At 72.8% G+C, this 10,158-nt stretch carries 11 protein-coding genes and 1 pseudogene; 8 read left to right on the top strand and 4 right to left on the bottom strand.

The features are described from left to right. Positions 1–92 precede the first annotated feature (92 nt). From pstC to pstB, 3 genes are read left to right on the top strand one after another with little or no spacing between them, the layout of a single operon-like run. Positions 93–1,115, top strand: a complete 1,023-nt coding sequence (gene pstC, locus CTE05_RS15465; protein ID WP_371863378.1) for a phosphate ABC transporter permease subunit PstC — start codon at positions 93–95, stop codon at positions 1,113–1,115. Continuing rightward, positions 1,115–2,068 carry a phosphate ABC transporter permease PstA gene (pstA, locus tag CTE05_RS15460; RefSeq protein WP_146847203.1) on the top strand — a complete coding sequence of 318 codons (954 nt, stop codon included), beginning with the start codon at positions 1,115–1,117 and terminating at the stop codon, positions 2,066–2,068. The genes pstC and pstA overlap by 1 nt, the downstream gene beginning before the upstream one ends. Before the next feature lie 11 nt (positions 2,069–2,079). Further along, on the top strand, positions 2,080–2,859 hold the full coding sequence (gene pstB / locus CTE05_RS15455; RefSeq protein WP_146847202.1) for a phosphate ABC transporter ATP-binding protein PstB: 780 nt from the start codon (positions 2,080–2,082) through the stop codon (positions 2,857–2,859). 56 nt (positions 2,860–2,915) lie between these two features. Here the strand turns inward: pstB and CTE05_RS15450 are convergent, their stop codons facing one another. Continuing rightward, positions 2,916–3,425 carry a hypothetical protein gene (locus CTE05_RS15450; RefSeq protein ID WP_146847201.1) on the bottom strand — a complete coding sequence of 170 codons (510 nt, stop codon included), beginning with the start codon at positions 3,423–3,425 and terminating at the stop codon, positions 2,916–2,918. Positions 3,426–3,669: 244 nt separating this feature from the next. On the opposite strand from CTE05_RS15450, the gene CTE05_RS15445 reads away from it, so the two are divergent. The 3 genes and pseudogenes from CTE05_RS15445 to CTE05_RS15435 form a co-directional block, all read left to right on the top strand. Beyond that, positions 3,670–4,152, top strand: coding sequence for a CarD family transcriptional regulator (locus CTE05_RS15445; protein ID WP_055916922.1), 483 nt, complete (start codon positions 3,670–3,672; stop codon positions 4,150–4,152). 10 nt (positions 4,153–4,162) lie between these two features. Then, positions 4,163–4,906 (top strand): 2-C-methyl-D-erythritol 4-phosphate cytidylyltransferase, encoded by a 744-nt coding sequence (ispD, locus tag CTE05_RS15440; RefSeq protein ID WP_146847200.1) that lies wholly within the window; start codon positions 4,163–4,165, stop codon positions 4,904–4,906. Beyond that, a pseudogene (locus CTE05_RS15435) lies at positions 4,816–5,322 on the top strand (2-C-methyl-D-erythritol 2,4-cyclodiphosphate synthase); the annotation flags it as partial. The gene ispD and the pseudogene CTE05_RS15435, both read left to right, overlap by 91 nt. Here the strand turns inward: CTE05_RS15435 and CTE05_RS15430 are convergent. Beyond that, positions 5,244–6,275, bottom strand: a complete 1,032-nt coding sequence (locus tag CTE05_RS15430) for an EamA family transporter (protein WP_443092666.1) — start codon at positions 6,273–6,275, stop codon at positions 5,244–5,246. The pseudogene CTE05_RS15435 and the gene CTE05_RS15430 overlap by 79 nt on opposite strands. A 71-nt stretch (positions 6,276–6,346) precedes the next feature. On the opposite strand from CTE05_RS15430, the gene CTE05_RS15425 reads away from it, so the two are divergent. Both CTE05_RS15425 and CTE05_RS15420 read left to right on the top strand, forming a co-directional pair. Continuing rightward, entirely contained in the window at positions 6,347–7,252 is a 906-nt protein-coding gene (locus CTE05_RS15425) for a LysR family transcriptional regulator (protein ID WP_146847198.1), read from the top strand. 83 nt (positions 7,253–7,335) lie between these two features. Continuing rightward, positions 7,336–7,551, top strand: coding sequence for a hypothetical protein (locus CTE05_RS15420; RefSeq protein WP_146847197.1), 216 nt, complete (start codon positions 7,336–7,338; stop codon positions 7,549–7,551). A 6-nt stretch (positions 7,552–7,557) separates the two neighbouring features. Here CTE05_RS15420 and CTE05_RS15415 read toward each other — a convergent pair whose 3' ends face one another. Next, positions 7,558–8,508 carry an NADP-dependent oxidoreductase gene (locus CTE05_RS15415; protein WP_146847196.1) on the bottom strand — a complete coding sequence of 317 codons (951 nt, stop codon included), beginning with the start codon at positions 8,506–8,508 and terminating at the stop codon, positions 7,558–7,560. Between the two features lie 132 nt (positions 8,509–8,640). Next, positions 8,641–9,999, bottom strand: coding sequence for a D-arabinono-1,4-lactone oxidase (locus tag CTE05_RS15410; protein WP_146847195.1), 1,359 nt, complete (start codon positions 9,997–9,999; stop codon positions 8,641–8,643). Positions 10,000–10,158 lie beyond the last annotated feature (159 nt).

Genomic DNA, 10,158 nt, shown 5'->3' with positions numbered 1-10,158 from the left:
CCCCCCCCCCCCCGCCGGTGGCGGGCCCGCCTCGGGGGGAGGACGGGTCCGCCGCCGGCGGTGCACCACCCACCACGAGCAGCAGGAGAGAAGTGACCAGCACCCAGAGCCCACCGACGCAGGACGGTGTGCGCCCGGCCGAGGACGTCGAGTCCGCGCGGCCGAGCCGGCGCCGTCGCACGCGTGTGGTCGACAAGGGCGCCAGCCGGCTGTTCCGCTGGACCGCGACCGGCGCCGGCGCCCTCATCCTCGTCGTGCTCGTCGCGGTCGCGGCGTTCCTGGTGCTGCGCGCGTGGCCGGCGCTCACCACCCCGGCCGCCGAGCTGACCGAGAAGGTCTCGTGGATGGGCGAGGCGACCTCGCTCCTCGACTTCGTGGGGCCGCTGATCTTCGGCACGGTCCTGGCGGCCGCCCTCGCGCTGGTCATCGCGACGCCGATCGCGCTGGGCATCGCGCTGTTCACCTCGCACTACGCGCCGCGCCGGCTCGCGTCGGGCCTCGGCTACCTCGTCGACCTGCTGGCGGCCATCCCGTCGGTCGTGTACGGCCTGTGGGGCGGCCTGGTGCTCGCTCCGATGGTCAAGCCGGTCTGGGCGTGGCTCAACGAGTACCTGGGGTTCATCCCGTTCTTCGCGGGCACCGTGTCGCCGACCGCCCGCGTGCTCATGACCGTGGGGCTGGTCCTCGCGGTGATGATCCTGCCGATCATCACGGCCGTGAGCCGCGAGGTGTTCCTGCAGACCCCGCGCCTGCACGAGGAGGCCGCCCTCGCCCTGGGGGCGACGCGCTGGGAGATGATCCGGGTCGCGGTCCTGCCGTTCGCGCGCTCGGGGATCGTGTCCGCCGCGATGCTCGGCCTGGGCCGCGCGCTCGGCGAGACGATGGCCGTCCTGATGATCCTGTCGCCCGGCTTCCTGTACTCGTTCAAGCTGCTCGAGGCGGGGCAGCAGCAGACGATCGCGGCGAACATCGCCGCGCAGTTCCCTGAGGCGAACCCCCTGGGGGTCTCGGCGCTGATCGCGACGGGCCTCGCGCTGTTCGTCATCACGCTCGTCGTCAACATGGCCGCCCGCGCGATCGTCGCGCGCCGCAAGGACTTCTCGGGAGCCAACTGATGAGCGCCACGACCCTCCCCGAGGGCGGCAACGCCGAGCTGCGCGCGCTCCTGCGCCAGGTGGACAAGGGCCGGCACCGCAAGGACCGGCTGATGAAGGGGCTGATCTACGGCGCCTTCGTGCTCGCGATGCTGCCGCTGGTCTCGGTCTCCTGGACCGTGCTGGTGAACGGCATCGAGCGCTTCGACGCCTACTTCCTGACGCACTCGATGCGCGGGGTGTACGGCGGCATGGACGCGGGCGGCATCTACCACGCCATCATCGGCACCCTGGAGATCACGCTCTTCGCGACCCTGATCTCGGTCCCGATCGGTCTGCTCACCGCCGTCTACCTGGTGGAGTACGGCCGGGGCGCCCTGGCGCGGTCCGTCACGTTCTTCGTCGACGTGATGACCGGCATCCCGTCCATCGTGGCCGGCCTGTTCGCCTACGCGTTGTTCGCCGTGATCCTCGGCCCCGGGATCCGGATGGGCGTCGTCGGCTCCGTGGCGCTCTCCGTGCTGATGATCCCGGTCGTCGTGCGGTCCTGCGAGGAGATGCTCCGGCTGGTGCCCAACGAGCTGCGGGAGGCCGCGCTCGCCCTGGGCGTGCCGCGCTGGCTCGTCGTCATCAAGGTCGTCCTGCGTACCTCGATCGCGGGGATCGGCACGGGCATCACGCTCGCGATCGCCCGCATCATCGGCGAGACCGCGCCGCTGCTCATCACGGTCGGCGTCATCGACTCGATCAACTTCAACCTGTTCGAGGGCCGGATGATGACGCTCCCGGTCTACGTCTACCGGCAGTACTCGCAGGGCCTGGTGCCCTGCACGCCCGGCGACCTCGCGTGCATCCCGACGATCAACTACGACCGGGCCTGGGCCGCGGCGCTGACGCTGATCCTCATCGTCATGCTGCTCAACCTGATCGGCCGCCTGATCACCCGCTTCTTCGCTCCCAAGAACCTCGGCTGAAAGACACCCCCATGGCACAGCGCATCGACGTCAAGGACCTGAACATCTTCTACGGCGACTTCCGGGCCGTGGCCGACGTGGAGATGGCGGTCGAGCCACGCTCGGTCACCGCGTTCATCGGCCCGTCGGGCTGCGGGAAGTCGACCTTCCTGCGGACCCTCAACCGCATGCACGAGGTGATCCCCGGTGCCCACGTGCAGGGCAGCGTCGCGATGGACGGCGTCGACCTGTACGGCTCGGACATCGACCCCGTCGCCGTGCGCCGCCAGGTCGGCATGGTGTTCCAGCGCCCCAACCCGTTCCCGACGATGTCGATCGCGGAGAACGTGCTGGCCGGCATCAAGCTGAACAACAAGCGCATCTCCAAGGGCGACGCGCAGGACGTCGTCGAGGCGTCCCTGCGCGGCGCCAACCTGTGGAACGAGGTCAAGGACCGGCTCGACCGGCCGGGCTCGGGCCTCTCGGGCGGGCAGCAGCAGCGTCTGTGCATCGCCCGCGCGATCGCGGTCAAGCCGCAGGTGCTCCTCATGGACGAGCCCTGCTCGGCCCTCGACCCGATCTCGACGCTGGCCATCGAGGACCTCATCGCGGAGCTGAAGTCCGACTACACGATCGTCATCGTCACGCACAACATGCAGCAGGCGGCGCGCGTCTCGGACCGGACGGCGTTCTTCAACCTCGCCGCGACGGGGGAGCCGGGCCGGCTGGTGGAGATCGACGACACCGCGACGATCTTCTCCTCGCCGCGCGTGCAGGCCACGGAGGACTACATCTCGGGCCGCTTCGGCTGAGCCCGGTCACGCAGAAGGGGCCGTCCGACCCGGACGGCCCCTTCTGCGCGTCCTGCTCAGTCCTCCGCAGGGGCGGTGGGCACCTGCGAGGCGTACTCGGGCAGGGTGCCGTCGAGGACGGGCACCTGCTGGACGATCGAGCCGTCCTCCGGGGTGGAGATGGTGACGGGCACCAGACCGCCCGGAGGGGCGTCGACGGCGGGGAACGTCACCTCGGCGTACCCCTCGCCCTCGGCGTCGGCCACGCCGAGGAGCACCGTCTCCTTCGGGCCGAGCTCGACCGTCGTCTCCTCGTCGCCGATGGCGAGCGTGACGGAACGGTCCTCGTTCCCGTCGTTGATCAGGCCGCCCTGGAGCGTCCCGGGGTCGCCCTCGGCCGCCACGAGCACGTGGAGGTTGCTGCCGCGCACGTCGCCGAGCTCGAAGCGGACACCGTCGGACGCCGAGTAGACGTCCTCCGTGGTGATCTGGTTCGTCGCGGAGCAGCCGGCGAGCGTGAGCCCGGCGACGGCGACGCCGACGACGAGGGCGGCGGCCCGGAGGGTGCGGGGGCGGGGCGAGGTCACGGTGACTCCTCGGGACGTCGGACGCTGCGGGCTGGGCTGTGGACGCACTGTCGTCGTCCGGCCCCCAGCCTAGCCGCCGCGCACGCGTGCGCCGGGCGTGCAGGACGCCTGACCGGGTCGGGTCGCGCGGCGTCGACGACCTGCCGGCGACCAGCCCGTGACCAGCACAGATGCCGGTAATCACGCGGCAAAAGGCCAAAAACGGCGTGATAAGATACCCCTCTGCGAAAGGGGACACCTGCAGATGACTTTCACTGTTGGGGAGACCGTTGTCTACCCGCACCACGGTGCGGCATTGATCGAAGAGATCAAGACCAGAACCATCCGCGGAGAGGACAAGCTCTACCTCAAGCTCAAGGTCGCTCAGGGAGATCTCACCATCGAGGTCCCGGCTGAGAACGTCGATCTGGTGGGCGTGCGTGACGTCGTGGGTCAGGAAGGTCTCGACAAGGTGTTCGAGGTCCTGAGGGCGCCGTACACCGAAGAGCCGACCAACTGGTCGCGCCGCTACAAGGCGAACCTCGAGAAGCTCGCGTCGGGCGACGTCATCAAGGTGGCGGAGGTCGTGCGCGACCTGTCGCGCCGGGACGCCGACCGCGGCCTGTCGGCGGGCGAGAAGCGCATGCTCGCCAAGGCCCGCCAGATCCTCGTCTCGGAGCTCGCACTCGCCGAGCACACCGAGGAGGAGAAGGCCGAAGCGATCCTCGACGAGGTCCTCGCCTCCTGACGCCACCACGGTGAGCGTCGCTGCAGTCCTGACTGCCGCCGGGAGCGGCAGCAGGCTCGGTCATTCCCTTCCGAAGGCCCTGGTGCCTCTGGGAGGCCAGTCGCTCGTCGCGCACGCCGCCCAGAACCTCCTGGCAGCGCGCGCGGCGGGCGACGATCGCGTCCGGGTGCTGGTGGTCACCGCACCCGCGTTCCACCTCGACGCCATCGCACGTGAGCTGGACGGGCTCGACGAGGTCGTCCTGCTGGTCGTGGCGGGCGGCGCGACGCGGCAGGCGTCGGTCGCGGCCGGTCTCGCCGCGCTCGACGCGGACCCGCGTGCCTCGGACGTCGACGTGGTCCTCGTGCACGACGCCGCCCGTCCGCTCGCGCCCGCGTCGCTGGTCGTGCGCGTCATCGAGGCCGTGCGCGACGGGCACCCCGCGGTGGTCCCCGGCCTGCCGGTGACGGACACCATCAAGCGCGTCGCCCCGCACCGCGGCGTCACGGTCGAGCCGGTCCTGGAGACCGTCCCGCGCGCCGAGCTGCGGGCCGTGCAGACGCCGCAGGGGTTCGCCCGGGACCTGCTGGCCAGGGCGCACGCGCACGGTGCCGAGCACGCGCACGACGAGACGCTGGCCGCCTCCGACGACGCCGGCCTGGTCGAGCGGCTCGGCGAGCCGGTGTGGGTGGTCGCCGGCGACGAGCGCGCGGCGAAGATCACGACCGCGCGGGACCTTGCGGTCGCCGCCCTGCCGACGGAGAGCGACGAGTGAGCACACTGCCCCGCACGGGGATCGGGGTCGACGTGCACGCCTACGCGTCCGACCCCTCGCCGGACGCCGTGCTGCACCTTGCCGGGCTCTCGTGGCCGGGCGAGCGACCTCTCGCCGGGCACTCCGACGCCGACGTCGCCGCGCACGCCGCCGCCGACGCGCTGCTGTCCGCGGCGGGTCTGGGCGACCTCGGTTCGAACTTCGGCACGTCCGAGCCCCGGTGGGCCGGTGCCGCCGGTGCGACGCTGCTCGCCGAGGCGGCACGACGGGTGCGCGACGCCGGGTTCACGATCGGCAACGTCGCCGTCCAGGTGATCGGCAACCGCCCGAAGGTCGGTCAGCGGCGCGCGGAGGCCGAGGCGGCGCTCTCCGCGGCCGTCGGCGCGCCCGTGAGCGTCTCCGCGACGACCACCGACGGGCTCGGGCTCACCGGCCGTGGCGAGGGTGTCGCGGCGATCGCCACGGCGCTGGTCGTGGGCTCGGCCTGACGCCTGCGCGTGCTGCCCAGCAGCACGCCCGCGAGCACCAGCGCACCCCACGCCAGCTCGGTCGGCGAGGTGCGCTCGCGCAGCAGCAACCAGGACGCGCCGATGCCGACGACGGGCACCAGCATCGAGAACGGGGCCACCGTGCTGGACGGGTGCCGCCCCATGAGCGCGGTCCACAGCCCGGTGCCGACGAGCGTCGCGACGACGACCGTGAAGAACAGCCCACCGAGCGCCAGCAGCCCTTGGGTGCTGCCGAGCCCCTGGAACGACCCGGCGATCTCCGCGGGACCTTCGACGACGAGCGACAGCGCCAGCAGCGGCAGCGGCGGCACGACCGACATCCACAGCAGCAGCCGGAACGGCTCGCCGGGCTGCGCCTGCATGGCGCGCCGGTTGCCGAGGTTCCCGACCGCCCAGCCCAGCCCGCCGCACAGGGTCAGCAGGACGGGGACCAGGGTCGCGCCGCCGGCGAGCCCGGCGCGGTGCGCGGCGATGCCCGCGAGGCCGACGACGGCGAGCAGGATGCCGGCGCCCTGCCGCGCGGTGATGCGCTCGCGCAGGAGCACCCCGGCCAGCAGCACCGTGAACGGTGCGGAGGACTGCAGGACCAGCGACGCCAGGCCGGTCGGCATGCCGCTCGACATCGCCCAGTACAGGAACACGAACTGCAGGACGCCGAAACCCAGGCCGTACAGGCCGATCCAGCGCCAGGGCGCGGTCGGACGGGGCACCAGCAGCACGGTCGGGATCGCGAGGAGGGCGAACCGGAGCGCGACGAGGAAGAACGGGGGGAACTGCTCCAGCGACAGGTGGATCGCCGGGAAGTTCAGTCCCCAGAGCACGGCGACGAAGGCGGCGATCAGGCGGTCACGGGTGGGCATGGTCCGAGCATGCGGGCTTGCACCGTGCAGCACCATCGAATAGTGATGACGTGACGATGTAGCGTCCCTGCATGGACGCACGTGCGCTCGAGACGCTCCGGACGGTCGGCACCCAGGGCGGTGTGACAGCCGCGGCCGCCGTGCTGCACCTGACGCCGTCCGCGGTCTCCCAGCAGGTCGCGCTCCTGCAGCGCGAGGTCGGCGTGCCGCTGACGGAGCGTGTCGGCCGTGGTCTGCGCCTGACACCGGCCGGCGAGGCGCTGGCCGAGGCCGCGGTGGACGTCGCGGTGGCCCTGGAGCGGGCCCGAGCAGCGTGCGACGAGTTCCTGGAGCGTCCGCAGGGGGTGGTGCGGGTGTCCGCGTTCCAGAGCGGCGCGCAGCTGCTCCTCCCGGCCCTGCTGACGCGCATGGAGGCGATCGAGGGCATCACGCTCGAGTGCACCGACGAGGACGTCGCGCAGGACGACTTCGTCGCGCTCACCGACCGGATGGACGTCGTCGTCGCGCACCGGCCCGACGACGGGCTCGGCTGGGCGGGCGGCCGTGCCGTCCAGGTGGTGCCGCTGCTGCGTGAGCCGCTCGACGTGGCCGTCCCCCTCGACCATCCGCTGGCCGGGCGCAGCGAGGTCCGCCCGGACGACCTGCGCGACCTGCCGTGGATCGCGGTCCGGGAGGGGTTCCCGGTCGCGACGGTGCTCGGCGCGGTCGCGGCGCGCTCGGGGTCGGCGCCGCGGATCGTGCACCGCGTCAACGACTTCCACGTCGTCGAGGCGCTCGTCGAGGCCGGTCACGGGGTGTCGCTGCTGCCCCGGTACACGTTCGGGGGCGGGGCGCGCGTGCGGCTCGTGCCGCTCGCCGGCGTCCGGGCCGGGCGGCGGATCGACGCCCTCCTGCGCCGCGACCGCGCCGAGCGCCTGGTGGTCCGGCGGGTCCTCGACGAGCTCCGCGCGCTCGCGGGGGAGATCGACACCGCGTAGCGCTCCGGCGCGTGCCCGCCGGTCGTCGGCGTGTCCGAAATCAGGGGTAGCGTCCGGTCCTGGAGTCCAGTACCGTCCCCGGCGTGACACAGTCGTCGGACGCAAAGACCGAGAGGCTCCCCGTCGTGGGAGCGCTCGCACGCCCCCTCCTGCCCGTCCGCGACACCGGGGTCCAGGCGGTCCGGATCCGGGTCCGCGTCCCGCTCGACGTGCTCGAGGCGACCAGCGCCGGACTGCGGCAGCTCGACGAGCAGCACCGCCGCGAGATCAGCGAGACACCGCCCCCGCTGCCCTTCTGAGCGGACTCAGGGCACCAGGACGAGCTTGCCCGCCGACCGTCCCGCGATGCCGTCGCGGTGGGCCTCGGCGACGTCCGCGAGGGGATAGGTCCGCGCGACCCGGACGTCCAGGGTGCCGTCGGAGGCCAGCTCCGCGAGCTGCGCGCGTGCCGCCTCGCGCACCGCGGTCCCCGGGTCCGCACCGGGCCCGCCGCCCAGGGCCTTGATGCCCAGCTCACCGGCACGGGCGAAGCCCGCGATCGTCGCGATGCGGTTGCGGTCGGACACCACCGCGACGGACGTGTCGAGGGCCTCGTCGGTGCCCACGGCGTCGATGGCGACCGTGACGGCACCCGTGTGGCGGGCGGCCTCGTGCACGCGGTCGAGCAGGCCGTCGCCGTACGCCACGGGGGTGGCGCCCAGGTCGCGCAGGTCGTCGTGGTGCTGCGGGGAGGCCGTCGCGATCACCTGGGCGCCGCGCAGGACCGCCAGCTGCACGACCATCCGGCCGACCCCGCCCGAGCCGCCGTGCACGAGCACGACGTCGCCGTCGCGCGTGCCGGTCGCGCTGAGCGTGTGGACCGCCGTGGCGCCGGCCAGCAGCAGCCCGGCGGCGGCGGGCCAGTCGAGGTTCGCCGGGCGGCGCACGGTGACCTGCTCGGAGACGACGAGGCGGTCCGCGTAGCCGCCGGACACACGCCACGCGATGATCTCGTCGCCGGGGCTGAGCCAGCGCACCGACGGGCCCACCGCGCTCACGACGCCGGACACCTCGTACCCGAGCCGCATGGGCAGGTTCGCGGGGTTCGTGCCGTACAGGCCGGCGTAGCCCTTCCAGTCCGTCGGGTTGATCCCTGCGGCGCGGACCTCGACGAGGACGTTGCCGGGACCGGGGTCGCCGGGGTCGACGTCGACGAGGCGAAGGACTTCGGGACCGCCGTACGCGCTCGCGACGACGGCCCTGCTGGTGAGGGCCACCGGCACACTCTGCACCTGACCGGCATCCCAGGGCCAGAGCCGGGCGGGGGCAGGAGCGGCGATCACTCCGTCGGGTGATCCCCCACCGACCGGCAGGCGCACGCGCGTCGCGCACCTCACCGGCGAGCGTGCCTAGGCCGCCGCCCGCGACCGGGGTCCGGACCCCAGCAGCCGGTCCAGGTAGGGGTTGCTGAAGACGCCGTCCGGGTCGGCCTCGGCGCGGACGCGCTGGGCGTCGGCGAAGCGGGGGTACAGCGCGCCCAGCTGCTCGGCCTCGAGCCAGTGCATCTTGCCCCAGTGCGGCCGACCGCCCACCTGCGCGACGATCCGCTCGACGGCGGCGAAGTACCGCGCGTACGGCAGCCGCAGGTACTGGTGCACCGCGACGTACGCCGTCTCGCGGCCGTGCGCCGTCGAGAGCCACAGGTCGTCCGCCGCGGCGAACCGCACCTCGACGGGGAACGGCACGCGCTCGCCGCTCGACTCGATCCAGGCGTCGATCTCCGCGAGCACGTGGACCAGGTCCTCGCGCGGGACCGCGTACTCCATCTCCCGGAACCGCACGCGGCGCGGCGAGACGAAGACCTCCGCCGACGGAGCCGTGTAGCGGCGCGACGACAGCGCCCGCGCGGCGAGCTCGTTGATCGACGCCGTGGTCGACGGTGCGAGCGTCGCGACGCCGTTGGCCAGCGAGAACACCGCGTTCGACAGGAGCTCGTCGTCCACCCACCCCCGCAGCCGCGGCAGCGGGACCACCACGTCGTCGGGCACGCGGTTGTTGCGCTTGGTCAGCGCCCGGCGGGTGTGCGGGAACCAGTAGAACTCGAAGTGGTCGTTGCCCTCGACCAGGCCGTCCGGGCCGTCCAGCTGCTCGATGACCTGCTCCAGCGGCCACGGCTCCTCGCGGGCCTCCAGGCGGTACGCCGGGACGACCTCGAGGGTGACGGCGGCGAGCACGCCGACGCTGCCCAGGCCGAGCCGGGCCAGCTCGAACAGCTCCGGCTGCTGCGTGGGGGAGGTCTCGACCACCGCGCCCGTCGCCGTGACCAGCCGCGCGCCGACGACCTGCGTGGCCAGCCCGCCCAGCGTCGCGCCGGTGCCGTGCGTGCCGGTCGAGATCGCGCCCGCGATCGACTGCTTGTCGATGTCCCCGAGGTTGCGCATGGCCAGCCCGCGGTCCGCGAGCAGGGTGTTCAGGGCGCCCAGGCGGATGCCGGCGCCCACGGTGACGTGCGTCGTGCCGTCGTCCTGCGGAGCGACACGCTCGAGTGCGTCCACCGAGTCGAGACGAATGTGGACGCCATCCGTGACGGCGACGGGGGTGAACGAGTGCCCCCCGCCGACAGCCCGGACGCGGAGCCCCTCGGACGCGCCGTCGCGCACCGCGGAGGAGAGTTCCTGCAGGTCACGGGGGTGCAGCACGCGGCTGGGAGTCGCACGCGCGGTGCGAGCCCAGTTCTGCCAGTCGCCGGATGCCGGCAGTCGTCCCATAATGAGCACAGGTTGTCCTGGTCGGTTGTCCAAGTCAAGTGCGCCAAGTCCTTGACTATCGTGACAAGTGCTATTGAACTGTGCACTGGGGAGGCGTCGGCCTCGCCCACCGGGCGGTGCAGGCCGGTGGGGCCGTCGCTCGAGGGAGGGGAACCCTGT

Origin of the sequence: Cellulomonas terrae (genome assembly GCF_007990265.1) — a bacterium.
Lineage (GTDB): Bacteria > Actinomycetota > Actinomycetes > Actinomycetales > Cellulomonadaceae > Cellulomonas > Cellulomonas terrae.
The sequence above is the reverse complement of the archived record's forward strand: the minus strand, read 5'-3'. Positions and strand labels throughout refer to the sequence as shown.

Excerpts from the sequence above, each read along its gene's own strand:
- pstA (WP_146847203.1), top strand. The coding sequence starts at position 1,115 with ATGAGCGCCACGACCCTCCCCGAGGGCGGCAACGCCGAGCTGCGCGCG.
- pstB (WP_146847202.1), top strand. The coding sequence starts at position 2,080 with ATGGCACAGCGCATCGACGTCAAGGACCTGAACATCTTCTACGGCGAC.
- CTE05_RS15445 (WP_055916922.1), top strand. The coding sequence starts at position 3,670 with ATGACTTTCACTGTTGGGGAGACCGTTGTCTACCCGCACCACGGTGCG.
- CTE05_RS15430 (WP_443092666.1), bottom strand. The coding sequence starts at position 6,275 with ATGCCCACCCGTGACCGCCTGATCGCCGCCTTCGTCGCCGTGCTCTGG.
- CTE05_RS15425 (WP_146847198.1), top strand. The coding sequence starts at position 6,347 with ATGGACGCACGTGCGCTCGAGACGCTCCGGACGGTCGGCACCCAGGGC.
- CTE05_RS15410 (WP_146847195.1), bottom strand. The coding sequence starts at position 9,999 with ATGGGACGACTGCCGGCATCCGGCGACTGGCAGAACTGGGCTCGCACC.